Origin of the sequence: Massilia sp. X63, assembly GCF_041023745.1 — a bacterium.
GTDB lineage: Bacteria > Pseudomonadota > Gammaproteobacteria > Burkholderiales > Burkholderiaceae_D > Telluria.
Genome location: NZ_JBFTEF010000004.1, coordinates 68,505 through 92,262 on the forward strand (window position 1 = coordinate 68,505; position 23,758 = coordinate 92,262).

The 23,758-nt window shown below is 65.5% G+C and carries 23 protein-coding genes; 19 read left to right on the forward strand and 4 right to left on the reverse strand.

Annotation, left to right across the window (positions count from 1 at the left end):
• Positions 1-46: 46 nt before the first annotated feature.
• Entirely contained in the window at positions 47-1,090 is a 1,044-nt protein-coding gene (locus AB3347_RS09665; RefSeq protein ID WP_369091576.1) for a DNA-binding protein, read from the forward strand.
• 69 nt (positions 1,091-1,159) lie between these two features.
• Here AB3347_RS09665 and AB3347_RS09670 read toward each other — a convergent pair whose 3' ends face one another.
• Positions 1,160-1,414 (reverse strand): metal-sensing transcriptional repressor, encoded by a 255-nt coding sequence (locus tag AB3347_RS09670; RefSeq protein WP_369091577.1) that lies wholly within the window; start codon positions 1,412-1,414, stop codon positions 1,160-1,162.
• Positions 1,415-1,486: 72 nt separating this feature from the next.
• On the opposite strand from AB3347_RS09670, the gene AB3347_RS09675 reads away from it, so the two are divergent.
• From AB3347_RS09675 to AB3347_RS09715, 9 genes are all read left to right on the forward strand, one after another.
• Entirely contained in the window at positions 1,487-1,867 is a 381-nt protein-coding gene (locus AB3347_RS09675) for a hypothetical protein (RefSeq protein ID WP_369091578.1), read from the forward strand.
• Between the two features lie 85 nt (positions 1,868-1,952).
• Positions 1,953-3,281 (forward strand): TolC family protein, encoded by a 1,329-nt coding sequence (locus AB3347_RS09680; RefSeq protein ID WP_369091579.1) that lies wholly within the window; start codon positions 1,953-1,955, stop codon positions 3,279-3,281.
• The gene (locus AB3347_RS09685) at positions 3,278-4,447 is read left to right on the forward strand and encodes an efflux RND transporter periplasmic adaptor subunit (protein WP_369091580.1); all 1,170 of its coding nucleotides are present in this window, start codon (positions 3,278-3,280) and stop codon (positions 4,445-4,447) included. The genes AB3347_RS09680 and AB3347_RS09685 overlap by 4 nt, the downstream gene beginning before the upstream one ends.
• Positions 4,447-7,683, forward strand: coding sequence for a CusA/CzcA family heavy metal efflux RND transporter (locus AB3347_RS09690; RefSeq protein WP_369091581.1), 3,237 nt, complete (start codon positions 4,447-4,449; stop codon positions 7,681-7,683). The genes AB3347_RS09685 and AB3347_RS09690 overlap by 1 nt, the downstream gene beginning before the upstream one ends.
• Positions 7,684-7,768: 85 nt before the next feature.
• Positions 7,769-8,128: a hypothetical protein gene (locus AB3347_RS09695; RefSeq protein ID WP_369091582.1), complete on the forward strand. Its 360-nt coding sequence runs from the start codon at positions 7,769-7,771 to the stop codon at positions 8,126-8,128.
• 98 nt (positions 8,129-8,226) lie between these two features.
• Complete coding sequence (locus tag AB3347_RS09700) at positions 8,227-9,570, forward strand: MFS transporter (RefSeq protein WP_369091583.1); 1,344 nt, start codon at positions 8,227-8,229, stop codon at positions 9,568-9,570.
• A gap of 490 nt (positions 9,571-10,060) precedes the next feature.
• A complete protein-coding gene (locus tag AB3347_RS09705; protein ID WP_369091918.1) occupies positions 10,061-10,732 on the forward strand; it encodes a HupE/UreJ family protein in 672 nt (223 codons plus the stop codon).
• Positions 10,733-10,745: 13 nt separating this feature from the next.
• The gene (locus tag AB3347_RS09710; protein ID WP_369091584.1) at positions 10,746-11,366 is read left to right on the forward strand and encodes a transmembrane anchor protein; all 621 of its coding nucleotides are present in this window, start codon (positions 10,746-10,748) and stop codon (positions 11,364-11,366) included.
• Positions 11,367-11,422: 56 nt separating this feature from the next.
• Positions 11,423-11,923: a hypothetical protein gene (locus AB3347_RS09715; RefSeq protein WP_369091585.1), complete on the forward strand. Its 501-nt coding sequence runs from the start codon at positions 11,423-11,425 to the stop codon at positions 11,921-11,923.
• Between the two features lie 407 nt (positions 11,924-12,330).
• On the opposite strand, the gene AB3347_RS09720 is transcribed toward AB3347_RS09715, so the two are convergent.
• The gene (locus AB3347_RS09720; protein ID WP_369091586.1) at positions 12,331-13,224 is read right to left on the reverse strand and encodes a hypothetical protein; all 894 of its coding nucleotides are present in this window, start codon (positions 13,222-13,224) and stop codon (positions 12,331-12,333) included.
• A 608-nt stretch (positions 13,225-13,832) separates the two neighbouring features.
• On the opposite strand from AB3347_RS09720, the gene AB3347_RS09725 reads away from it, so the two are divergent.
• On the forward strand, positions 13,833-14,597 hold the full coding sequence (locus AB3347_RS09725; RefSeq protein WP_369091587.1) for a ZIP family metal transporter: 765 nt from the start codon (positions 13,833-13,835) through the stop codon (positions 14,595-14,597).
• A 32-nt stretch (positions 14,598-14,629) separates the two neighbouring features.
• Here the strand turns inward: AB3347_RS09725 and AB3347_RS09730 are convergent, their stop codons facing one another.
• On the reverse strand, positions 14,630-16,843 hold the full coding sequence (locus AB3347_RS09730; protein WP_369091588.1) for a copper-translocating P-type ATPase: 2,214 nt from the start codon (positions 16,841-16,843) through the stop codon (positions 14,630-14,632).
• A 63-nt stretch (positions 16,844-16,906) separates the two neighbouring features.
• Complete coding sequence (gene fdx, locus AB3347_RS09735; protein ID WP_369091589.1) at positions 16,907-17,245, reverse strand: ISC system 2Fe-2S type ferredoxin; 339 nt, start codon at positions 17,243-17,245, stop codon at positions 16,907-16,909.
• A 396-nt stretch (positions 17,246-17,641) separates the two neighbouring features.
• Between fdx and AB3347_RS09740 the strand changes: the two genes are divergently transcribed.
• The 8 genes from AB3347_RS09740 (at position 17,642) to AB3347_RS09775 (ending at position 23,684) form a co-directional block, all read left to right on the forward strand.
• Positions 17,642-18,058 (forward strand): hypothetical protein, encoded by a 417-nt coding sequence (locus AB3347_RS09740; protein WP_369091590.1) that lies wholly within the window; start codon positions 17,642-17,644, stop codon positions 18,056-18,058.
• Positions 18,059-18,164: 106 nt separating this feature from the next.
• A complete protein-coding gene (locus AB3347_RS09745) occupies positions 18,165-18,536 on the forward strand; it encodes a hypothetical protein (protein ID WP_369091591.1) in 372 nt (123 codons plus the stop codon).
• 14 nt (positions 18,537-18,550) lie between these two features.
• Positions 18,551-19,966 carry a TolC family protein gene (locus AB3347_RS09750; RefSeq protein WP_369091592.1) on the forward strand — a complete coding sequence of 472 codons (1,416 nt, stop codon included), beginning with the start codon at positions 18,551-18,553 and terminating at the stop codon, positions 19,964-19,966.
• Between the two features lie 15 nt (positions 19,967-19,981).
• Entirely contained in the window at positions 19,982-21,373 is a 1,392-nt protein-coding gene (locus AB3347_RS09755; protein WP_369091593.1) for a multicopper oxidase family protein, read from the forward strand.
• Positions 21,374-21,457: 84 nt separating this feature from the next.
• Complete coding sequence (locus tag AB3347_RS09760; protein ID WP_369091594.1) at positions 21,458-21,829, forward strand: copper-binding protein; 372 nt, start codon at positions 21,458-21,460, stop codon at positions 21,827-21,829.
• Positions 21,830-21,913: 84 nt separating this feature from the next.
• Positions 21,914-22,279: a copper homeostasis periplasmic binding protein CopC gene (gene copC / locus AB3347_RS09765; protein WP_369091595.1), complete on the forward strand. Its 366-nt coding sequence runs from the start codon at positions 21,914-21,916 to the stop codon at positions 22,277-22,279.
• Positions 22,280-23,215, forward strand: a complete 936-nt coding sequence (locus tag AB3347_RS09770) for a copper resistance D family protein (RefSeq protein ID WP_369091596.1) — start codon at positions 22,280-22,282, stop codon at positions 23,213-23,215.
• Between the two features lie 25 nt (positions 23,216-23,240).
• The gene (locus AB3347_RS09775) at positions 23,241-23,684 is read left to right on the forward strand and encodes a nuclear transport factor 2 family protein (RefSeq protein WP_369091597.1); all 444 of its coding nucleotides are present in this window, start codon (positions 23,241-23,243) and stop codon (positions 23,682-23,684) included.
• Positions 23,685-23,758: the final 74 nt, after the last annotated feature.

Genomic DNA, 23,758 nt, shown 5'->3' on the forward strand with positions numbered 1-23,758 from the left:
AATTACATAGTACGTACAATCGTACGAAATTTGACCGGAGGATACCATGGCGCGCGCAGGGCTTTACAAATCAGACGTACAAAGGGCTCGTGACAGCTTGATCTCGCAGTCGATCTATCCTTCCATTGACGCTGTACGGACGGCACTTGGCAATACAGGTTCCAAGACCACTATCCATAAGTACCTGAAAGAACTTGAAGATGAAGAGGGCGCTGGCCCGCGGAAGGTTTCGATTAGTTCGGCATTGCAAGATCTGGTTGAACGCCTTTCGTCTCGTCTCTATGATGAAGCTGAAGAGAGTGTGGCAAAGGCGAAAAACGTGCTGGACCGCAGGGAGCAGGAGTACGTTCATGCCAATCGGCTCCTGCAAGACGACTTGTCTGCCGCGCGCGAGGCTCTTCAATCACTCGAGGCACAACTAGACCGGGAGGCCGAAAGCCACGCCGAGACCCGCGCAGCGCTCCAGGCAGAGATCGTTGCGAGACACACGGCTGAACAGCAGGTAATCGGCCTGAATGAAAGATTGGGGGAGAATGAGCAGCATCGGCGGTCGCTTGAAGAAAAGCACGCGCACGCACGCGAAGCTTTAGAGCATTACCGCCAGTCGATCAAGGATCAACGCGATCAAGATCAACGACGCCATGAACAGCAGATGCATCAAGTCCAAGCTGAACTTCGTCAGTTGCAGATGGTGGTGTCTGGGAAACATGAAGAAGTCACTCGTCTGAACCAGGAGGGCGCCCGGCTTGTCGCGGAGTTGTCGCACACGAAGCAGTCACTATACGAGCAGCAGTCACAGGGGCGCAAAATGGAGCAGACGATCGAGCAGTTGCGAACTCTTCAACAGCAGGCGGTCGACATGGAGCGACAACTTGTCAGCAAAACCGCCGAGCTGGAGGTGATGACTGAGCAGCTCAGCGGCGTGGAATCGCAGATGGCGTCGGCGAAGGCGAGGGTGCACGAGCTAGAACTGCAACTCGCCGACGCTAACGCCAGGGTTCAGGCCCAAGAACAAATCGGAGAGCAGCTGCGCCGATACATCGACAATATTTTGATCACACCGCCAGCAGCGATCCATCCAAACAATTGACGCCCACGCTACGCTCACAAAGCCTGAGGACCGTACGAAGCAGAACGCTTCTTCGCAACCGATCAGTACTTATAAAAATTTGGCGATGACGCGAAACTCCTCGACGGCATGCGTCGCGTCGTCATGCTCAACCAGGCAATGAGTGATATGGTCATGGATCAGAGTCTTCTTGGCCGAACGAATTGCAGCCTCCACAGCTTGAAGCTGTTGTGCAATGTCGACGCAGCTACGTTCATCTACCAGCATGTCGATGATGCTTGTAAGATGGCCATTCGCGCGTTTCAGGCGTTTTACAATCGCTTCATGAGAATGATGCTGTGACATGTTGATTCTATCCTCCTAGGGGGATATACTACCCGAAATTAAGATTCGTCCCGACAACCTTTCTATGCGCTGATGAAGAACAAGCTTCTCATCTTGTTACTGTTTTTACTTCCGTGGCAGGCTATTACTGCTGCGGAGCGTAATTACGCGCACGTGATTGGCGGTGGTCAAGGCACGGTCTATTTCATTCAGCACTACACCGAGCACGTTGATCAGGTCCTGCATCATCACGACGATGATGACGATAACGGCGGCTCGCACCAGGACGACACTGGAAAATCCTTGCGGCATCTGGCAGATATCGATCACGGCTTTAGCATCAACGTGCTGTTGCCCGCACCGCCTGCTATCGCATGGCTTCCCCAAGTGCGTGTCGCACCGGTATTGCGCCCGGATTCGTTCTTCACCCGCACCACGCTTCCCCCTTTGCGTCCTCCTCGCCCCTTGGTCTGACCCGCGGGGTAGCTGAAGCGTCACGGCCGTCGTCCGTGCCGCCGTGCCCCGCTATTTCTGATTTCAGATCATTTGCGGGGCTTTCATGCACAAATCTATTCAGCGTCCACACGCCTCGTCGTGTGGCCGTTCGCTGGACCTATCCGTCCAGCGCACGAGGTGTTTCGGCACCGACCAGGGCGCTCGCTACCTGCGCCTGTTCATTTCGATTTCGCTGGCGTCTGCCTTTTCCATGGCATCGGCAGCCGACAGTCCTTCATTTGGCGCCTTGCTCCGGCAGGCTCAGTCCAATGCCCCACTGCTGCTGGAACAGGCCGCCAACGTACGGGCAGCCGCGGCCGACGTAAGGCAGTCACAGGCCTGGCTGAACCCGACGCTCAGCGCGACTGCCGAAGATCTCGGTGCGCCCAGGCAGGGCGGCGTCAGCCAGCGGCAGGATACTTATACGCTAACCCAGTCGTTCGAAATCGGGGGTAAGCGGGGAGCCCGCATTGCCGCCGAGCGCGGCAGGGCGGCAAGTGCCGTGGCACGCGAACGGCAAACCCGGGTCGTGTACGCCGCCGAACTGGCGGTCGCCTACGCCACGGCCGAAGCCATGCAAGGACGCAGCGAGGTCGCTGAGGCCGAGGTGCGGCGGGCGCAGGACGACTTGCGCGCTGCGCAGGCCCTGGTTCAGGCCGGACGCGAGGCCCAGTTGCGGCTCTCGCAGGCCCAGGCCAGCCTGGCCGCGGCGCAGGCCGAAGTGCAGGCGGCGGCGGCCGCCGCCAGCGCGGCACTGGAACGCCTGACCGCGCTGGTCGGCGCGACCGAACCCCTGACGCGCATCGTTCATCCGCTGCTCGACGCCGCGGCGCCCATGCCCACGCCGACCTGGGATCCCACCGCCTCGCCGGCGCTTGCCACTGCCGTCGCCGAGCGCGACGCGCTGGCGGCGCAGGTGCGCGTCGAGCAAAAGCGCTGGCTGCCTGACGTCGGCGTATCGGTCGGCATGCGCAAGTACGGCTGGACCGACGACAAGGCGGCCACTGTCGGGATCAGCGCGACGATTCCGTTGTTCGACCGCAACAAGGCCGGCATCGACGCCGCGCGCGAGCGCGCCGGCGGCGCGGCACAGAGGGTCGAGGCTGCGCGCCTGGACGCGGTCGCCACGCACCGCGCGGCGCTCGCGCAGGTCCGCGCTTCAGAGTTGCGCGTGAGCGCCGCGGAGCAGGGCGAGCACGCCGCAACCGAGGCCTACCGCTTGGGCCGCCTCGGCTATGACGCCGGCAAGGCCTCGCTGCTGGAACTGCTGGCCATTCGCCGCGCGCTGGCAGAGGCGCAACAACGCACCCTCGATGCCCGGCTCGAACGTATCCGTGCCATCGCCACCCTTTCAACGGCTGAAGGCCGCATCGCATTTGGAGAAGCACAATGACCGAACAATCCCGCCGGCCCACCTGGCAACTTACGGCCATCCTCGTGGCCATCACCGGCGCGCTCGCATTCGGCGCCGCGCACCAGCTGCAACCAAAAGCGCAAGTCCAGCCAGCGTCGCAGCCTGTCGCGAGCACGTCGGCCGGATCGGCGAAGCCAGCCGACGAGATCAAGATTCCAGCCGACTACCTGAAGGTCGCCGGTATCGCGGTCGAGCCGGTCGCGAGCGGAGGGCTCGAAGCCGAAATCCTGACCGCCGGCGCCGTCACGGCGGCGCCGAACAGCGAAGCGGTGCTGCTGGCCCGCGCGCCCGGCAACGTTACCCGGATTGAACGCCAGATCGGCGACACGGTCAAGGCCGGCGACGTACTGGCCCGGGTCGAGAGCCTGGAAGCGTCGACCATGGCGGCCGAGCGTAATGTAACGCGTGCCCGTGCCGATCTGGCGCGCAAGGCCTATGTCCGCGAGTCTCGCCTGTTCGAACAGGGCGTCACGCCGCGCCAGGACATGGAAGCGGCGCAGGCCGCGCTGGCCGTCGCCGAAGCGGAAGCGAAACGTGCCCAGTCCGTGGCCCGGGCCGCCAACCTGTCCACCGACGGCGGCACGGTTGCTGTCGTCAGCCCGATCGCGGGCAAGGTCACGGCGCAAATGGCGACGCTCGGCGGCTTCGTCCAGCCCGAAACCGAGTTGTTCCGCGTCTCGGGTTCGGCGCCGCCGCTGATCGAGGCTTCCGTGCCGGCCGCCGACATCGGCCGGATTTCGGTCGGTGACAAGGCAGCGGTGGTGCGCAGCTCTGGGACACCGGTCGAGGCCACCGTGCGCTCGGTGACGCCGACCGTCAGCGGCTCCACGCGCGCCGCCACCGTCCTGCTGACCCCGACTCAGGGCGGGCAGCTGGTGGTGGGCGAGGGCGTGCAGGTGCGCCTGCACGTCAAGGACGGCGGCGCCGGCATGACCGTGCCGGAAGACGCGGTGCAGAATATCGAAGGCCGCGACGTGCTGTTCGTCCGCACCAAGGATGGTTTCCGTCCGCAACCGGTACTGGTTGGCAATCGCAGCCGCGGAATGGCCCAGATCGTGTCGGGCGTTCAGGCCGGCGATTTGGTTGCGACTCGCAATGCCTTCCTGGTCAAGGCCGACATGATCAAGGCTGCCGAGGAAGAATGATGATAGACGCTATCCTTACCACCTCGGTCCGCTCGCGCTGGGTGATACTGTTTATCACCATGGTGGTCGCGGTGATCGGCGGCTGGCAGCTCAACCTGCTGCCGATCGACGTCACCCCCGACATCACCAACAAGCAGGTCCAGATCAATACCGTGGTGCCGACCCTGAGCCCGGTCGAGATCGAGAAGCGCGTCACCTTCCCGATCGAGACGGCCTTGTCCGGCCTGAACGGCGTCGAAAACGTGCGCTCGTTCTCGCGCAACGGGTTCAGCCAGGTCACCGCCATCTTCAAGGAAGACGCCGACCTCTACTTCATGCGCCAGCAGGTGTCGGAGCGGCTGGCCCGGGCGCGCCCGGACCTGCCGGAGGGCGCCGAGCCGCAGATGGGGCCGGTCTCGACCGGCCTCGGCGAAGTGTTCCACTACAGCGTCGAGTACACCCATCCCAACGGCAAGGGCGCGCCCGTACGCGAGGGTAAACCCGGTTGGCAAAAGGACGGCAGCTTCCTAACCGACCAGGGCGAACGCCTGACCGAGGAGGTGGCCAAGCTGGCCTACCTGCGTACCGTCCAGGACTGGATCGTGCGCCCGCAGCTGCGCACCACTCCCGGCGTGGCCGACGTCGATTCGCTCGGCGGCTACGTCAAGGAATACGTGATCGAACCGGATTCGGCGAAGCTTGCCGCCCTGGGCATTTCGATCGCCCAGCTGACCGAAACCGTGGAAGCGGCCAACGTCTCCGTCGGCGCGAACTACATCCGCCGCTCGGGCGAAGCCTACCTGGTGCGGGCCGACGGCCGCATCCGCAACCAGGACGAAATCGCGCGCGCCGTCGTCACCACCCGCGACGGCGTGCCGGTCACGGTCGGCCAGGTCGCCAAGGTCACGATCGGCGGCGAGCTGCGCCGCGGCGCGGCCAGCCGCAACGGCTATGAAAGCGTGGTCGGCAGCGCCCTGATGCTGGTGGGGGAAAACAGCCGTACGGTCGCCCATGCCGTCGGCGTCAAGCTCCAGGAGATCAAGGCGACCTTGCCCGAGGGCGTCACCCTGGTGCCGACCCTGGACCGCTCGCAGCTGGTCGTGGCCACCATTTCCACGGTCGCGAAGAACCTGGCCGAAGGCGCGCTGCTGGTCGTCGTCATCCTGTTCGCGTTGCTGGGCAACTGGCGCGCCGCCGTCATTGCCGCGCTGGTGATTCCGCTGTCGCTCCTGATGAGCGCGATCGGCATGAACTCGCTCGGCATTTCCGGCAACCTGATGAGCCTGGGCGCGCTGGACTTCGGCCTGATCATCGATGGCGCCGTCATCATCGTCGAGAACACCCTGCGCCGCCTGGCCGAGCGCCAGCACCACGAGGGCCGCACCCTGGTCCTGAGCGAGCGGCTGGAAGAGGTGGTGGCGTCCTCGCGCGAGATGCTGCGCCCCACGATTTATGGCCAGCTGGTCATCTTCCTCGTGTTCTTGCCTTGCCTGACTTTCCAGGGAGTGGAGGGCAAGATGTTCTCGCCGATGGTCATCACTCTGATGCTCGCGCTGGCCTCGGCCTTCGTGCTGTCGCTGACCTTCGTGCCGGCCCTGATTGCGGTCATGATGAAGGGTCCGGTTTCGGAGAAGGAGGTCAAGGCGATCGCCGTGACCAAGACCCGTTACGAGCCGCTGCTGCGGCGCGCCGTCGCCCGTCCCGCGCCTTTCATCGGCGCCGGCGTGGCGGTGCTGGTCCTGGCCGGGGTCGCGTTCAACTTCGTCGGCCGGGAATTCATGCCCACGCTCGACGAACAGAACCTGAACCTGTCATCGGTGCGCATCCCGTCGATGACGATCGAGCAGTCGGCCGCGCTTGACTTGCCGCTCGAGCGCGCGGTGCTGGAACTGCCCGAGGTGCTGACCGTGTATTCGAAAGCCGGTACAGCCAGCCTGGCCGCCGACCCGATGCCGCCCAACGCCTCGGACAACTACATCATCCTCAAGCCGAAGAGTGAATGGCCGGCGGGCGTCACTACTAAGGAACAGGTCGTCGAACGCATACGCGAAAAAACCGCATTCCTAGTCGGCAATAACTACGACGTGACGCAGCCGATCGAAATGCGTTTTAACGAACTGATCGGCGGCGTGCGCAGCGACGTGGCCGTGAAGATATACGGCGAAGACCTGGACCAGCTGGCCGACACCGCCAAGCGTGTCGCGGCGGTGTTGCGCAAGGTGCCCGGCGCGGCCGACGTGCGGGTGGCCCAGACCGAGGGTTTCCCGACCTTCGACATCGCCTTCGACCGCGCGGCCATCGCGCGCTACGGTCTGACCGTTAAGGAAGTGGCCGATACCGTCTCTACCGCCCTGGGCGGGCGCGCCGCCGGCCAGATCTTCGAAGGCGACCGCCGTTTCGACATCGTGGTACGCCTGCCGGGCGAGCTGCGCAACGACCTCGACGCGCTGGGCGCACTTCCGGTGATGCTGCCGGTAACGGACGGCCAGCTGCGCGGTTCTGTACCGCTGCGCGAACTCGTGCAGTTCCGCTTCACGCAGGGGCTGAACGAAGTCAGCCGCGACAACGGCAAGCGCCGTATCTACGTCGAGGCCAATGTTGTCGGCCGCGACCTGGGCAGCTACGTGGACGAGGCGCAGGGCAGGCTGACACAGGAAGTCAAGCTGCCGGCCGGCTCGTGGATCGAGTGGGGTGGGCAGTTCCAGAACCTGCGCGCCGCGACCGAGCGGCTGGCCATTATCGTGCCGGCCTGCTTCATCCTGATTTCCGCGGCCCTGTACATGGCGATCGGCAATGCCATGCTGACGGCAACGGTGCTGACGGCGGTGCCGCTGGCCCTGGCGGGCGGCGTGTTCGCTCTGGTCCTGCGCGGGATTCCGTTCTCGATCTCGGCAGCGGTCGGCTTCATTGCGGTGTCCGGCGTGGCGGTGCTCAACGGTCTGGTCCTGATTTCTGCGATTAATAAGCGTCTGCAGGACGGCTTCGCGCCGGATCGCGCGGTCATCGACGGCGCGATGGAACGCCTGCGCCCGGTCCTGATGACGGCCCTGGTGGCGTCGCTGGGCTTCGTCCCGATGGCGATTGCCACCGGGACCGGCGCCGAGGTACAGAAGCCGCTGGCGACCGTCGTCATTGGCGGGCTAATCACGTCAACCATCCTGACCCTGTTCGTGCTGCCGGCAATCACCGGCATGGTGCTCAAGCGGCGCAAGCCCAGGCCCGTCCCGGCCGAGCCGGCCACGACCAGCCCGGCTTGAGGCGACCAGGTTCAACAATCAGGGCAACGCCCGAACGGCATCCGCGGCGGGGCCGGCAACACCGCCGCATATAAGGAGATACACAATGAAAAAACTGATTGCAAGCCTCGGCCTGGCCGGCCTGCTGGCTGCCAACCTGGCCGCCGCGCATCCCGACCACGACGCCGCGCCGATGAGGATGCGGGCGGTCGAGTTGAGCGCCAAGGCGACCGCCTCGGGTGCGTCGATTCAGGTGACCGAGAACGGCAAGACCGTCTCGACAGCGGGGGCGACCGGCAGCCTGACCCTGGCCGGCGCCGGACAAAAGTCCATCGTTTTGACCCCCGCCGGCGGTAATACCATGGTGACCACCGGCACTGCCAAGATTGCGCCCGGCACCAAGGCACAAGCCACCATCGTGTTCGACGAAACAACCATGTCGATCATCGACGTGACGGTGAACTGATCCACTGGCTGTGTTGCGCTCCGGTGCCGAGGCATCGGAGCGCGCTCCGCCGGCTTTGCGCCGCGGGCACAGCAAAACAAACGAAAGGCGGACGAATCATGTGGAAGGTATTATCGAACCGGACTTACCGGCACCTTTTCCTCGCGCAAGTCGTCGCATTGCTGGGTACCGGCATGCTGACGGTCGCGCTGGGTTTGCTCGCCTACCAGTTGGCCGGAGCCAACGCCGGTAGTGTGCTCGGCACCGCGCTGGCGATCAAGATGGTCGCCTACGTGCTCATTGCACCTGTGGTGGGCGCGTATGCCAACCGCCTGCCTCGCCGCGCCTTCCTGGTGACCATGGACCTGGTACGGGCCGGCGTGGCCGTCTCCTTGCCCTTCGTGACCCAGGTCTGGCAGATCTATATCCTGATTTTCCTGCTGCAGTCGGCCTCGGCCGCCTTCACGCCGACCTTCCAGGCGACGATCCCCGATGTGCTGCCCGAGGAAAACGACTACACCCAGGCACTGTCGCTGTCGCGCCTTGCCTACGACATGGAAAGCCTGGTCAGCCCGATGCTCACGGCCGCGCTGTTGACCGTGATTTCGTTTCACTGGCTGTTCGGCGGCACGGTCGTCGGTTTCATTGCCTCGGCCTTGCTGGTGATATCCGTCCGGCTACCGCGGCCCGCCGGCAAAACCCCGACGGGCGGCATATTCGCCAAGACCTTCCGCGGGATTTCGATCTACCTGCGCACGCCGCGACTGCGCGGCCTGCTGGGCCTGAACCTGGCGGCTGCTGCGGCGAGCTCGATGGTGATCGTGAACACCGTCGTCTACGTCCAGGCGCGGCTGGGACGTCCCGCTTCCGACGTGCCTTTCGGCCTCGCGGCCTTCGGCTTCGGGTCGATGCTGATGGCACTTACCTTGCCGAAGCTGCTGGAGAAGCGCGCCGACCGGCCGCTGATGCTGCTCGGCGCCGCGCTCATGACCGCGGGCCTGGCGGGCGGCGCTGCGGTGGCGGCCGTCGGCGGTCCGTACGAGTGGCCATTCTTCCTTCTGACCTGGTTCGTGATCGGCCTCGGCTACTCCACCACCCTGACTCCCAGCGGCAGGTTGCTGCGGCGCTCCGCCAATCCCGACGACCGTCCGGCGGTGTTCGCCGCCCAGTTTTCGCTCTCACACGTGTGCTGGCTGATTACCTACCCGATCGCCGGGACTGTGGGCGCGGCATTGGGCATGACCGCCACTTTCGTGATCCTGGCCGTCATCGGCGCTGCCGGCCTCGCGGCGGCGGCAATATGCTGGCCGCGCGACGATGCCGATGTCCTCGAGCACGAGCATGGGCCGGGTTCGGACACTGAAGCCCGTAATCCACACCTGACCGAGGGCGAGCAGACGGAGCCGCGTCGCCATCGGCACGCTTTCCAGATCGACGACCAGCATACGAGGTGGCCGGAATGAGCCGTGCAAGCCTCACCCGGTGTTATGCGGAATAAACCGGTGCTGCTAGGCGAGCGCACGGTGCGCATGCTTGCTGCACTGCTGCTGGTGTCGCTGTTGGGACTGATTGGGTGGCACTCCCAATCGACCTCGCACGCAGCACCGGCGCATGCGCACGCTGCCGCCGAACCCGGCCATGGCATCGACGTGGGGGAGGGCGACGGTTCGCACCGCCATCACCAGAGCGGCGACCATTCGCACGACGTGCCGCTGCGGCCGGCAGGCATGCGGGACGGGACGCCGCCTGATCGCGGATGGTTGGCCGCGAGCGCAGCCGCCATGCTGTCCATCGAGATTGCGCCGCCGGTGCCGCCACCGCGGCACCGGCGGCATGCATGAGGTCTCGGCGGCTTCAGCCGTCTATTTTTATTATTTTGGAGAAATTATGTTGTTAACTGAACGGCCAACCGCGGGACGCGCATCTACGGCCTCATCTGTCCGCTGGACGGTAATGGCGGCCTGTTCCGTGCTGCTCTACTTGCTGCTGACGGCAACCGCGCATGCGCACGGTATCGCCGAGGGCGACAAGGGCTATATATCGGAGATCACGGGCGTGCACTTTATTGCCTTCATGTACCTTGGCGCCAAGCATATGTTCACCGGATACGATCACATCCTATTCCTGTTCGGGGTGATTTTCTTCCTGTACAAGATCAAGGACATCGGCTTGTACGTGAGCCTGTTCGCCATTGGACACTCGAGCACGATGTTGCTCGGCGTCTTTACCGGAGTAACCATCAACGGCTACCTGATCGACGCCATCATCGGGCTGTCGGTCGTCTACAAGGCGCTCGACAACGTCGGTGCCTTCCAGCGCTGGTTCGGTGTGCAACCGAATACCAAGGTAGCAACGCTGGTGTTCGGCCTGTTCCACGGTTTCGGCCTGGCGACCAAGATCCAGGAGTATGAGATCTCTCCCGACGGTCTGTTCGCGAACATGATCGGCTTTAACGTCGGCGTCGAGATCGGCCAGTTGCTGGCCCTGGCCACCATTCTCATCGGCATGGGCTACTGGCGGCGCACGGCCAGTTTCTTCCGACACGCCTATACCGCCAACATCGCCATGATGTCGGCCGGATTCATGCTGGTGGGCTATCAGCTCACCGGTTATTTCACTGCTTAACGTAGGAATTTTCATGTACAACACTGATATGCCATCTCGCGCGGACCTGCCGAGTACCGCCAAACTGATCCGTTCCACCATCCTGGCGCTCGTGACTGCGGCTGCTGTCCTGGTCGCCGTCGTGCTGCCGTCGGAATACGGCATCGATCCGACCGGGATTGGCCAGGCGCTCGGACTGAAGAAGATGGGCGAGATCAAGACCCAGCTTGCGGCCGAAGCGCTTGCCGATGCCCAGGCCGATGCGCTCGCCGCTGCGCCAGCTGCGGTCGCCAACGTTCAACCTGCCGCGGACGCGGCGTCGCCCGCGGCGAACAAGGGGGAAGTGAGCGTGACGCTAGCGCCAGGGGCCGGCACCGAGGTCAAGATGGAAATGGACGGCGGCGCCAAGGTCAGCTACGCGTGGCAGACGAATGGCGGCAAGGTTAATCACGACACGCATGGCGAACCGCTGAACGGGCCTGCCAACGCCTTTCATCGCTACCTGAAGGAAAACGACGTCACTGCTCGCAGCGGCGAGCTCACAGCCCAGTTCGCCGGTTCGCACGGCTGGTACTGGCGTAATCGCGGCAGCGAGCCGGTGACCATTACCGTCAAGGTCAGCGGCGAGTTCAAAAACCTCAAGCAGAAGACTTGAGCCGCAGCGTTGCCATCCGCCGCAGCATCCATACCCATCATTTACGAGGAAATACGATGAAACACCATCCACGCTTTACTATCGCCGCCATCCTCATTTTCGCAGGTGCATTGAGCGCTTGCGAGAAGGACGGCAGCCACGGCCACAGCCATGACGATGGGGCCGCCGCTCCCGCCGCTCCCGCCGCAGTTGCCGCCCCGGCGCCCGCTGAGGGCGAGGGCGCGACGAACGAAGCATCCGCGCGGAGCGACGAGATGCGCGTTAACCTTGCGCCCAACCAGGGCACTGAGGTCAAGCTGGTCATGAACAAAGGTCAAAAGGTTGACTATTCCTGGCAATCTGAAGGAGGCCCGGTGAACCACGACACGCATGGCGAACCACCGGGCGGTGGCAAGGCGCACCGCTATGGCAAAGCGGTCCAGGTGCCGAGTGACAGCGGCAGCTTGGTTGCGGTCTTCGATGGCGAGCACGGCTGGTTCTGGCGCAACAGGAACGATCGCGCGGTCACGATCACCTTGAAGGTCAGCGGCCAGTACCAAGCCATCCAGCAGAAGTAACCACGGGCACACGTTCCCGGCCGCGCCACTTGTTCGGCCGGAGGGCACGCGGGCGCGGCTCGAAGCAAGGGCGACCATAATGTTTGGATGGCTACACTGAATAAGGTCTAAAGTAGGAAGTAATTTTGGCAGGAAGATGGTTTTGCACCATCTGCCAAAATTACTTCCGAAAATCTGACAACATTACTTCCGAGAGCTGCCAACATCGTAGCGACGGCAGTCCGGATCCACAGGCGCTCATGTTCGCATAATCTATATTATGTCAAATGCGCCATCTGAACAGCACCGCAATCCACTGCCCGTACAGGGATCAACCGCTCTTTCGCCCCCGATCGTGCCACAAGGCCAAATTCTGATTCTCGCAAGAATCCAAGCACAGCACCGGATCTCTATGGATTAAGCGATCCTCAAGCTCCGCAACGGCCGTCCCGGCCAGCCGGCGTTCCTGCATGCCACAGAATCGCCGACGCATCGTCCGCCTGCTTCACCGACATCGATCCCGCGGTCGTCACCGCCGCTTCGTGACCGCGCAGTTCGTCGAGCGCGGCCTGCAGTCCCTGCGCGATGCACAGCGCGAACAGGCTCTCGGGCGTATGCAATCCGTAGCTGTCGACCAGGCGGTAGAAGCCGTCGGTCATGCACAGCAAGCTGGAACCGGCCGGCGCGTCGGCGCTGACGGTACGTGCACCGAAGGCGCCGTTTGGACGCAGGCACAGGGAGTTGGTGCCGGCCGCCGTGTTCTGGAAGACGCGGCGCGCCCGCAGCAGCGGCAGCAGACGCCGCTTGCGCTCGCCGGCGTCCTCAATGCCTTCGGCCTGGAGCCTGGCGATTTCGGCCCGCAGGATGGCTTCCTGCGGGTTGACGAAGGGATCGAGATCGCGCACTTCGCCGTCGGGCAAACGCAGCAGAACCTTGCAGTCGCCCAGGCAATACAAATCCAGGCGGAAACCCGCGCCTGTTGCCCGCGCGCGCACCCAGCTCATGGCGGCGATCGGCCATGCGTGGACAGGAATGTCCTGGCCTGTGCCACGTTCAAGGAATTCCCGGCACGTCGCATCGACGGCCGCGTGCACGGCGGCGTGCTGTTCAAATCCGGCATCGATGCAGGCTGCCAGCGCGGCCGCGAAGCGGCTCACGAACCAGACGACGTCCCCCTGTGCGGGATCGATGTAATCGCGCTCGGCCACCGAGGTGGCGCCATCGATGATCACGAGCTCGGGCGCGGACGGCGTGCCGAAGTTACCGGCCCAATCCTCGTTGTGCTGCGCGGTGGCGCCCGATGAAACAAGTTCGATCTGCATGCATTCTTCCAGACGTCGGAGACGGCATTGCCGGCCTCTTGGACAGGGGTAATCATACCCAAGTGTACGGCGCAAAGTGAACTCGACATTATATATGCTAATGTCGAGTTGAATATGAGTAGAACTATTCTTGATAAACGTCGTGCTTGGCATGCGCGTGCTATTAATTAAAGTGGCTAGCTGCGCTATTTTTTTGATGCCTGACGTGCCCAGAACGTGCCTTCGCCTGCCGTTCGGTGTCCCGGGCGGACCGCGCTGCTCCGACGGTGGCTGGTTCCGTCGCCGACGGCCTCTGTCCAGAACGCTCGAAGGCAGCGGGATGGCCGCTGCAGGATCGTGCGCCCGCGGGAGTCGCGAGCATCGAGCGTCCCTGCTTGCCCTTCTCTGCCGTGGTGAGCAGGTGAACTACCCTCGCCACTTCTCGAGGCGTTTGTTGGAAAGCGCCCTCTCGCCGATGAACACTTGTGCAGACCTAAGGAACCGCCCTCTCTTGCGGCGAGTGCTAAGCTCTTTTTACCACGGGACGGCGGCAACAAGCACGCCTGTTGCGGCGAGCATACGGCAGGCCGTGAGGCCGCACGCCGCCGTCTCGCAAACAAGCGGCGCCGATGGGAAGCATTCCGCTGTGGGCACAGGCCGGTTTCTGGGGATTCGTGGCCGGCGCCGCCGTCCTGATCGGCGCCGCGGTTGCCTATTTCACGCAGGTGCCTCAGCGCCTGATCGCGGCGGTGATGGCTTTCGGCAGCGGCGTGCTGATCTCGGCCCTGTCCTTCGAACTCATGGACGAGGCATACCAGAAAGGCGGTTTCGGCGCGACCGCCATCGGCTTTCTCTCGGGGGCTGCGGTCTATACCCTGGCCAACTGGCTGCTGGCCCGCTACGGCGCCAAGCACCGCAAGCGCTCTGACGGAAAACAACCGTCCGAACAGGAAGACAGCGGCAGCGGCGCCGCGATCGCCGTCGGCGCCCCGCTGGACGGCATTCCAGAGTCGATCGTGATCGGCCTGTCCATGCTCAAGGGCGGGACCGTCAGCACCGTGGCGGTCATTGCGATCTTCCTGTCGAATATCCCCGAAGGACTGTCCAGCGCGGCCGGAATGAAGAAGGCGGGCCGCTCGGCCGCCTACATCTTCGGCGTGTGGGGCGCCATCGCGGCGGCCTCCGGCATCGCATCCCTGGTCGGCTACACGGTGTTCCGGGGGTTCTCCGCCGGTATCGTCGCGGCAACGACGGCAATCGCCGCAGGCGCGATCCTGTCGATGCTGGTCGATACCATGATCCCGGAAGCCTTCGAGCAGACCCACGATTTCGCCGGCCTGATCACGGTGGCCGGGTTCCTGGCCGCTTTCGTCCTCAGCAAGATGGGCGTTTGAGCGCCGATCCCACGGCACACACCGCACATGCCCTACGCCCTTGCGCCCCGCAAGCGCAGCGCATTCGCGATCACGGACACCGAACTCAGGCTCATGGCGAGGGCGGCGATCATCGGCGACAGCAGCTGGCCGGTCAAGGGGTACAGCGCCCCGGCCGCGAGCGGAATGCCCAGGGCGTTGTAGACGAAGGCAAAGCCGAGGTTCTGCCGCATGTTGCGCACCGTCTGGAGCGACAGCAGCCGCGAGCGGGCGATGGCGCGCAAGTCACCCTTGATCAGGGTCAGGTGCGCCGAATTGATGGCGACGTCGGTGCCGGTTCCCATGGCGATGCCGACGTCGGCCTTGGCCAGCGCCGGCGCGTCGTTGATGCCGTCGCCGGCCATCGCCACGACCCGGCCCTCGTGCTGCAGGCGCTCGACCAGCGCCAGCTTGTCCTGCGGCTTGACCTCGCCGTGGACTTCCTCGATGCCGAGCCGCGCCGCCACCGCCCTGGCGGTGGTTTCGCCGTCGCCGGTCGCCATCACGACCCGGATGCCGGCCTCGCGCAGCGTCGCCAGCGCCTCCGGCGTGGTCGCCTTGATCGGGTCCGACACCGCGACCAGTCCCATCAGGCGTCCTGCTTGCGCCAGGTACATCACGCTGGCGCCCTCCTGGCGCAACTCCTCGGCTGTGTGCTGCAGCGGCGTCCAGTCGATTCCCTCGCTTTCCATGAGCGCCGTATTTCCCAGCGCGATCGGGCGACCCTGCACGCTGCCGCGTACCCCGATCCCGCTCGCGGACTCGAAGGCGTCCGGCTTGTCGAGCCCGAGCGCGCGCTTCCTGGCCTCGGCCACGATCGCGTGCGCCAGCGGATGCTCGCTGCCCTGGTCGAGGCTGGCCGCGATGCGCAGCACCTCCTGTTCCTCGAACCCGGTCGCCGCGGCGACCCGGTCGAAGGCCGGCTTGCCTTCGGTAAGGGTGCCGGTCTTGTCGACGATCAGGGTGTCAACCTTCCGCATCGCCTCGATCGCCGCCGCGTCGCGGAACAGGACGCCCTGGGTGGCGGCGCGCCCGGTCGCGGCCATGATCGACATCGGCGTGGCCAGGCCGAGCGCACAGGGGCAGGCGATGATCAGCACCGCCACCGCGTTGACGAAGCCGTACACCCAGCTCGGTTCGGGGCCGAACAGTCCCCAGCCGAACAGCGTGACCATGGCCACCAGCACCACCGCCGACACGAAGTAGCCGGCCACCACGTCCGCCAGGCGCTGCATCGGTGCGCGCGAGCGCTGGGCGCTGGCGACCATCTGCACGATCTGGGACAGCATCGTCTGGGCGCCCACTCGCTCCGACCTGATCATCAGGCTGCCGCTGGTGTTGATGGTCGCGCCGATCACCTTGTCCCCTGCCCGCTTGGTCACCGGCAAGGGCTCGCCGGTGAGCATGCTCTCGTCGATTGCGCTTTCGCCTTCGATGACGACGCCGTCGACCGGAACCTTCTCGCCGGGCCGCACGCGCAGCTGGTCGCCGACGTGCACGTGCGACAATTCCACGTCTTCCTCGCTGCCGTCGGCGCGCACCCTGCGGGCGGTCCTGGGGGCCAGGCCCAGCAGAGACTTGATCGCGGCCGAGGTCTGCGAGCGCGCACGCAGTTCCAGGATCTGGCCCAGCAGCGTCAACGAGACGATCACGGCCGCCGCTTCATAATAGACGCCGATCCGTCCGTGCATCTCGAAGGTCGCGGGGAACAGGCCGGGCGCGACGGTGGCCAGCACGCTGTAGCCATAGGCCGCGGACACGCCGGTGCCGATCAGGGTCCACATGTTCGGACTGCGCTGGCGCAAGGACGCGATCGCGCGCACCAGGAAGGGCCAGCCGGCCCACAGCACGACCGGCGTGCTCAGCGCCAGTTCGATCCAGCTCTGCGAAGCCAGCCCGCCGTCGAACAGCCGGTGCCCCGCCATCGCCAGGACCGCGACCGCCACCGTCAGCGGCAGGGTCCACCGGAACCTGCGCCGGAAGTCGGCCAGCTCCGGATTCTCGTCGTCTTCCAGCGCAGGCATCACCGGCTCCAGCGACATCCCGCATATCGGACAGTTTCCCGGAGCGGGCTGGCGGATCTCGGGGTGCATCGGGCAGGTATAGATGGTGCCGGCCGGGGCGTCCGGCGCGGTCGCCTGGGGAGCGGCATGACCGTGATGGCAATGTCCGTTGCCGGGCTCGCGGCCCGAATGCTCATGTGAATGCGCGTGTACCTCGTGTTTCATGCAACCCCCAGGCGAAAGATTGTTGTTCTGTTAGGCCGGCGCCGACATCGGCGCCGGGTATGGCTAGCCATTTTCCTTTGCGTGGTTCAGCGAGTATTTGGGAATCTCGACGACGAGATCGGCCTCGGCCACGATCGCCTGGCAGGAGAGCCGCGACTGCCGCTCGACGCCCCAGGCCCGGTCGAGCATGTCTTCTTCGGCGTCGCTCGGCGGCGCAAGAGAGTCGCCGCCCTGCCGGACGATCACATGGCAGGTCGTGCAAGCGCCTACTTTTCCGCAGGCATGTTCGATCTCGACATGCTTGTCGAGCAGGGCATCGCAAATGCTCGTACCCGGGGCGACCTCGAGTTCCGCGCCGTGCGGCGCACAGTCGGGATGCGGGAGAACCAGGATCTTAGGCATGATCGCGCTCCCTGTTCCGTGCCTGCCCCTTGCGGTAGCGGCAGAACAGGCAGGACCGGGCTGGCGCACGCGCTGGGCCGGCGGGCGCGCGGGGGGGCGAAGCCTGCGCAGGCGCTGCATGACTTGCATAGCTTGGCATGTCCGGATCTGCCTGGGCAGTACCTGGCGATGCGCTGATGGGGTAGTGCATGACGTACCTCGCGAAGTGTGAATACATCCACTATAAACCTTCCAATAATGGAAAGGTCAAGCCCCGGCCGATGCGTTGGCACAAGGCGTGATCCCGCCATCCTCGGCACACTGTGGGCCAGCCGCGAACCAGCGCGCAAAAGTGCATCCCGTTCGGCCTGGAAGCCGTCACATCGTGAAAACTGTCGTGCTATACTCGCCGCAATAATGAACCGTCTACTCACGACATTGCTGGTATGGCTCCTGATGGCCGCGCTCCCGCTGCACGCGGTGGCTGCGTCCGCCAGAATGTCGTGCGCGCCGCTCCAGCAGGATGCTGGCGCGGCAGCGATGACCGGCCACAGGTCCCACGACCCTGCCGGCGACGCGCATGCTCACCATGACATGCAGGCCATGGATGCGGCCGACGCCGCAGCAGACCACGGTTCTTCCGATGCCAAGACCGGCAAGCTGTCGCACTCCTCGTGCAGCGCATGCTCGGCTTTCTGTATCGGCGCCCTTGCTCCCCCCTCTTCCTCACTGTCCCTTCCCAGCTTCGACGGCTCGGACGCGGTCCTTGCCGCCTCCGCCGACCTGGTCGCCGGTTTCATTCCCGACGGCCCGCAACGCCCCCCAAGGCAGTAATCCGCCTGATCGACCAAGCCTTTGCGCCGCCCATTGACTGCGGCTGCGAAGCGTCTTGGAGTTCGGTGCCCCCGCGCACCCGATGACCGATTTCGAGGATTGAACAATGAAACGCAAGCTGTGGGCTGCCTTTGCCGCCCTTTCCGCTGCTGCGCTTGGCGCCCAAGCCCAGCAGTCCACGCCGACGCCAGACCCGGCCGATCCATCCGTTGCCGTGCCTGCGACCGTGTATGCATCGGTGCTGGCCGCGCCTGTGGCGCCGGCAAACGGCAGCCAGACGCCGGCGCAGACGCCGGACCAGGCCTGGCGCGCCGCCAATGCTGCGCTTGCCAGCCAGACAGGCCATTCTGGCCATTCTGGCCACGCTGGCCATGCTGGCCACCATTCCCCCGCTCCCGCGCCGGCCCAGCCGGCCCAGGCGGCACCGCGCCAGGCGGCGCCGGTTGCGCCTCCCGCAGACCACCACAAGCATCACTGAGCCGAGGCCGATCCATGCGAACAAAACAACAACACCCAGCCCTGCGGGCGATCGCGCTCGGCGCCATCGCCCTCACGCTCGGCGGTTGCGCCAGCTTCTCCAGGGACGGAGGGCTCGACGCCGTGTCGTCCATGAGCAGCGAGCGCATCGGCCAGGACATCCGCCTGGCGCGCGGCACGCAGGCGCACACCGAAGCGCAGGCGGAACTGTCCGCGCTGCTGAAACAGCCCTTGAGCGCCGACAAGTCCGTGCGCGTCGCCCTGCTCAACAACCGCGGCCTGCGCGCTTCGCTGGCCGAACTGGGCGTCGCCGAAGCCGACCTGGTGCAGGCCGGCCGGATGGCCAACCCATCCTTCAGCTTCGGCCGCATGTCGGGCGGCGGCGAAACCGAGATCGAACGCAGCGTCATGTTCGATCTGGTCGGACTGTTGACGATCCCGCTGCGCCGCGACATCGAAGCGCGCCGCTTCGAGGGCGCCAAGCTGGTTGCCGCGACCGACGCGGTGCGCACTGCCGCGGACACCCGCAAGGCCTGGTTCAACGCGGTTGCGGCCGCGCAATCGGCCCGCTACGCCGAACAGGTGCGCGAGGCGGCGCAGGCCAGTGCCGAACTGGCGGCGCGCATGGCCAAGGTCGGCAACCTGAGCGCCCTCGACCAGGCCCGCGAGCAGGCTTTTTCGGCCGAAGCCGTCGCGCAACTGGCGCGCGCACGGCACCGGGCCACGGCGGCGCGCGAGCAGCTGGCCAGGCTGATGGGGGTATGGGGTGCGGACCTGGCCTTCCAGCTGCCCGACCGGCTACCCGATCTGCCGGCCGCGCCGCGCGAGGCCGGGAATATCGAAGCACTCGCGATGCAGCAGCGCCTCGACGTCCGGCTGGCGAAGCTGGGCACCGAAGCGACCGCGCGGGCATTGGGCCTGTCGAAGGCGACCCGCTTCGTCAACGTACTCGAGGCCGGCTATAAGAACACCAGCAAGTCCGACTCGCCGCGCGAGAACGGCTATGAAATCGAGCTCGCCTTGCCCCTGTTCGACTGGGGCGGCGCCCGCACTGCGAAAGCCGAGGCGCTCTACATGCAATCGCTGCATCGCACCGCCGATACCGCCATTACGGCGAGGTCGCAGGTGCGCGAAGCCTATTCGGCCTACCGGACCAGTTACGACGTGGCCCGGCACTACCGCGACGAGATCGTCCCGCTGCGCAAGAAGATTTCGGAAGAGACCCTGCTGCGCTACAACGGCATGCTGATGAGCGTCTTCGAACTGCTGGCGGACGCGCGCGCGCAGATCAATGGCGTGAATGCGGCCATCGAGGCCCAGCGCGACTACTGGATCGCCGACACCGACCTGCAGGCTGCGATCAGCGGCAGCGGCGGCGCCACGCTCGGCATGGCCGGCGGCGCCAGCGCCGAAGCGGCCCCGGCACATTAAACAAGGAAACAAGCAATGAGTTCTCGTCGAGATTTCTTCACTGGCGCAGCAGCACTGGTTGGCGCCGGCCTGGTCAGCCGCGCGGGCGCGGCCACCCTGCCCGAAGCACCCATCATGACGACGGCCGCGACGCAGCCGCCCAAGGCGCCGCCGAACGGCCGCCCCTACAACCCCGTCGTCACCCTGAACGGCTGGTCGCTTCCATGGCGCATGAACAACGGCGTCAAGGAGTTCCACCTGGTCGCCGAGCCCGTGGTGCGCGAGATCGCGCCCGGGATGAAGGCCAACCTGTGGGGCTACAACGGCCAGAGCCCGGGGCCGACCATCGAGGTGGTCGAAGGCGACCGGGTGCGCATTTTTGTCACCAACAAGCTGCCGGAGCACACCAGCATCCACTGGCACGGCCAGCGCCTGCCGAACGGCATGGACGGGGTCACCGGCCTGACCCAGCCCGGCATCCAGCCGGGCAAGACCTTCGTGTACGAGTTCGTCGCCCGCCGTCCCGGCACCTTCATGTACCACCCGCACGCGGATGAGATGGTCCAGATGGCGATGGGCATGATGGGCTTCTGGGTCACGCACCCGAAGAATCCGGCCCAGCACCGGGTCGACCGCGACTTCGTGTTCCTGCTCAATGCCTACGACATCGAGCCGGGCAGCTATACGCCGCGCGTGAACGAGATGCTGGACTTTAACCTCTGGACCTTCAACAGCCGCGCCTTCCCGGGCATCGACACCATGAACGTGCGCCAGGGCGACCGTGTGCGTATTCGCTGCGGCAACCTGACCATGACCAACCACCCGATCCACCTGCACGGGCACGAGTTCGAGGTGACCGGTACCGACGGCGGCTGGACGCGGCCGGAATCGCGCTGGCCGGAAGTCACGACCGACGTCGCGGTGGGCCAGATGCGCGCGATCGAATTCATCGCCGACGAGCCGGGCGACTGGGCCTTCCACTGCCACAAGTCGCATCACACCATGAACGCCATGGGCCACGACGTGCCGACCCTGATCGGCGTCGACCACCGCGGCGTCGCCGAGAAGATCGCCAAGCTGGTGCCGGACTACATGGTCATGGGCGAGAAAGGCGGTTCGATGGGCGACATGGAAATGCCCCTGCCCGACAACACCCTGCCGATGATGACTGGCCAGGGGCCGTTCGGCGGCGTCGAGATGGGCGGCATGTTTACCGTCCTAAAGGTGCGCAAGGACCAGAAAGCCGGCGACTACACGGACCCGGGCTGGTACAAGCACCCGGCCGGCAGCGTTGCCTACGAATGGAAGGGCGAGCCGCCGGCGGCGGTGCGCCACCAGGATGCCGGCGGCCATTCGATGCCTGCGGCAAAGACGCCCGAAGTCGAAGTGACGGTGCGCAAGCCCAAGGGCCACCAGGGCCATCACTGACAAGATCGCGGAGCCGCAGCGCATGCGCCATCGACCGATTCAAGCAGCAGCTACAACTCAACCGACATAATCGAAGGAGACATCATGAACGCATTCCCGACACTGGCCCTGGCCATCGTCCTGGCCGCCGCCAGCACCGCAAGCACCGCCGCATTCGCCCAGGACTCCCATGCCGGTCATGGCGCGCTTGGCCAGCAAGCTGCCTATGCGGCCCCTGCGCCGGCCGCGGCGGCCGAGCTGACCGAGGGCGAAGTGAAGAAGATCGACAAGGACGCCGGCAAGATCACCTTGCGCCACGGCGAAATCAAGAACCTCGGCATGGCCGCGATGACCATGGTCCTGCGGGTCAAGGACGCCGCGATGCTCGACCAGCTCAAGGTGGGCGACAAGATCCGCTTCGCCGCCGACCGCGTGAACGGTGCGGTGACGATCATGCAGATGCAGCCGGCCCAGTAAGCCGGCCTCGCCACGCCCCAGCCACGCCCCATCAAGACAGCGGTTCCCCGCGCCCCGACCGGCGTGGGGAACCGGGAGAACCGAATGCACATCAAGAAACTCATCAACGCTGCGCTCGCTTCCGCGGCCCTTGCCGCGGCCCCTGCCGCCCTCGCCCATGCCAAGCTCGAGGCCTCGTCGCCGCAGGCGAACAGCGTGGTCAGCCCGGCGCCGGCGCAGCTAAGGCTGCAGTTCAGCGAACCGCTCGAACTGCCGTTCAGCAAGATCAAACTCGTCGACGAGCAAGGCGCCGTGTTCGCCCCCGCGAAGATCGGGGCGGACCCGGCGAACGCCAGGGTGCTGGTCGCCACCATGCCCGCGCTGCATGCGGGCGCCTACCGGGTCCAATGGAGCACCGTCACCCGCGACGGGCACAAGGTCAAGGGCGAGTTCAATTTCCGGGTAAAGTGAGTGGAGGCTGAACTCGGGTTGCTGCAGCGCGCCGTCACCGTCATCCTGAACCTGTCGTTTGCCGTGCTGGTCGGCGGCAGCGCGGCCTCGTTGTGGCTGCGCGCCGCGCAGTCGCCGTGGGCGGCCGCACTGCTGCCGCGCCTGCGCCGCGCGCTGCTGGCCGCATCCGGCGCGGCGCTGCTGGCCGATGTGGCGATCCTGTGGGTCGAGGCGGCCTCGATGGCGGAAGTGCCACTGGCCGAGGCCCTGCCTGCGGTCGGGTCGGTGCTGTCGGCAACCCGCTATGGCCTGGCATGGATGATCGGCGCCGCCGCGCTGGCCGTGACGGCGGCAAGCTGCGCCGCCGGCCTGCACGCGCCGGCGATCCGCATCGCCTCCCTCGGCGTGCTGCTGTACAGCCGCAGCATGGTCAGCCACGCCGGCGCCGCCGGCGACTTCGGCTGGGCCATCGCGGTCGACTGGGTCCACCTGGTCCTGACCAGCATCTGGGTGGGCGAGGTGATCGTGGCGGGCCTGCTCGCCATGCGCCCCCTGCCCGACGATGATGCCGCAAGCAGGTCCGACTGTGCGCACTACGTCGCAGCGCTGTCGCGCAGCGCGACCGTGGCCCTGGCCGGCATCGTCGTGACCGGTGCGATCAGCGCCTGGCGCGTGCTGGACAGCCCAGCCGGCCTCGTCGGAAATCCGTATGGGGGCACCCTGCTGGTCAAGCTCGCACTGGTCCTGTGCGCCGCCGCACTAGGGGGCGCCAACCGCTTCCTGGTGATGCCTGCGCTGCTTGCGGCGCTGCAGGGCGCGGGCCAGCCGCAACGCACGGCCAGCCGCCGGTTCGCGCGCATCCTGCAGCTCGAAGCGGCGATGCTGCTGGGCGTGCTCATCGCGGCCGCCTTCCTCACCTCGACCCCGCCGCCCATGGCGGACGGAACGATTCAATAACAAGCATGACAACCCAGGAGCACACATGTTCAAACACGGTCTGGCAGCATCCCTCGTCGCCACCGCACTCTCCGGCGTGCACGCCGGCGCCTTCGCCGCCTCGCCCAAGGAGACGGTGGCCGCCTTCCACGAAGCGCTCGGCAGCGGCGACAGGGCCAAGGCGCTGGCGCTGCTGTCGCCCGAGGTGGCGATCTACGAAGCCGGCTACGTCGAGCGCTCGCGCGACGAGTACGCCAGCCACCACCTCGCCGGCGACATGGAATTTGCCAAGACCTCGGCCCGCAAGCTCCTCAAGCAGACCGAGCGCGTCGACGGCAATACCGCGATCGTGTGGGAAGAAACCGAGACCACCGGCATGTCCCGGAGCAAGCCGGTGCACGTCTTCGGCACCGGGACGATGGTGCTGGAGAAAAAAGGCGACGGCTGGGCGATCGTGCACGTGCACTGGTCGTCGCGCAAGGCAAAGTAAGGGAAAATAAGGGAAAATAAGGGAAAATAAGGGAAAGTAAGGCAAAGTGAGGCGAAGCGAGGCGCGGCGCCTGC

Excerpts from the sequence above, each read along its gene's own strand:
- AB3347_RS09725 (WP_369091587.1), top strand. The coding sequence starts at position 13,833 with ATGGGAAGCATTCCGCTGTGGGCACAGGCCGGTTTCTGGGGATTCGTG.
- AB3347_RS09710 (WP_369091584.1), top strand. The coding sequence starts at position 10,746 with ATGTACAACACTGATATGCCATCTCGCGCGGACCTGCCGAGTACCGCC.
- AB3347_RS09705 (WP_369091918.1), top strand. The coding sequence starts at position 10,061 with ATGGCGGCCTGTTCCGTGCTGCTCTACTTGCTGCTGACGGCAACCGCG.
- AB3347_RS09775 (WP_369091597.1), top strand. The coding sequence starts at position 23,241 with ATGTTCAAACACGGTCTGGCAGCATCCCTCGTCGCCACCGCACTCTCC.
- AB3347_RS09750 (WP_369091592.1), top strand. The coding sequence starts at position 18,551 with ATGCGAACAAAACAACAACACCCAGCCCTGCGGGCGATCGCGCTCGGC.
- AB3347_RS09690 (WP_369091581.1), top strand. The coding sequence starts at position 4,447 with ATGATAGACGCTATCCTTACCACCTCGGTCCGCTCGCGCTGGGTGATA.
- copC (WP_369091595.1), top strand. The coding sequence starts at position 21,914 with ATGCACATCAAGAAACTCATCAACGCTGCGCTCGCTTCCGCGGCCCTT.
- AB3347_RS09730 (WP_369091588.1), bottom strand. The coding sequence starts at position 16,843 with ATGAAACACGAGGTACACGCGCATTCACATGAGCATTCGGGCCGCGAG.
- AB3347_RS09685 (WP_369091580.1), top strand. The coding sequence starts at position 3,278 with ATGACCGAACAATCCCGCCGGCCCACCTGGCAACTTACGGCCATCCTC.
- AB3347_RS09740 (WP_369091590.1), top strand. The coding sequence starts at position 17,642 with ATGAACCGTCTACTCACGACATTGCTGGTATGGCTCCTGATGGCCGCG.
- fdx (WP_369091589.1), bottom strand. The coding sequence starts at position 17,245 with ATGCCTAAGATCCTGGTTCTCCCGCATCCCGACTGTGCGCCGCACGGC.
- AB3347_RS09665 (WP_369091576.1), top strand. The coding sequence starts at position 47 with ATGGCGCGCGCAGGGCTTTACAAATCAGACGTACAAAGGGCTCGTGAC.
- AB3347_RS09700 (WP_369091583.1), top strand. The coding sequence starts at position 8,227 with ATGTGGAAGGTATTATCGAACCGGACTTACCGGCACCTTTTCCTCGCG.
- AB3347_RS09715 (WP_369091585.1), top strand. The coding sequence starts at position 11,423 with ATGAAACACCATCCACGCTTTACTATCGCCGCCATCCTCATTTTCGCA.
- AB3347_RS09755 (WP_369091593.1), top strand. The coding sequence starts at position 19,982 with ATGAGTTCTCGTCGAGATTTCTTCACTGGCGCAGCAGCACTGGTTGGC.
- AB3347_RS09680 (WP_369091579.1), top strand. The coding sequence starts at position 1,953 with ATGCACAAATCTATTCAGCGTCCACACGCCTCGTCGTGTGGCCGTTCG.
- AB3347_RS09695 (WP_369091582.1), top strand. The coding sequence starts at position 7,769 with ATGAAAAAACTGATTGCAAGCCTCGGCCTGGCCGGCCTGCTGGCTGCC.
- AB3347_RS09745 (WP_369091591.1), top strand. The coding sequence starts at position 18,165 with ATGAAACGCAAGCTGTGGGCTGCCTTTGCCGCCCTTTCCGCTGCTGCG.
- AB3347_RS09760 (WP_369091594.1), top strand. The coding sequence starts at position 21,458 with ATGAACGCATTCCCGACACTGGCCCTGGCCATCGTCCTGGCCGCCGCC.
- AB3347_RS09720 (WP_369091586.1), bottom strand. The coding sequence starts at position 13,224 with ATGCAGATCGAACTTGTTTCATCGGGCGCCACCGCGCAGCACAACGAG.
- AB3347_RS09670 (WP_369091577.1), bottom strand. The coding sequence starts at position 1,414 with ATGTCACAGCATCATTCTCATGAAGCGATTGTAAAACGCCTGAAACGC.
- AB3347_RS09675 (WP_369091578.1), top strand. The coding sequence starts at position 1,487 with ATGAAGAACAAGCTTCTCATCTTGTTACTGTTTTTACTTCCGTGGCAG.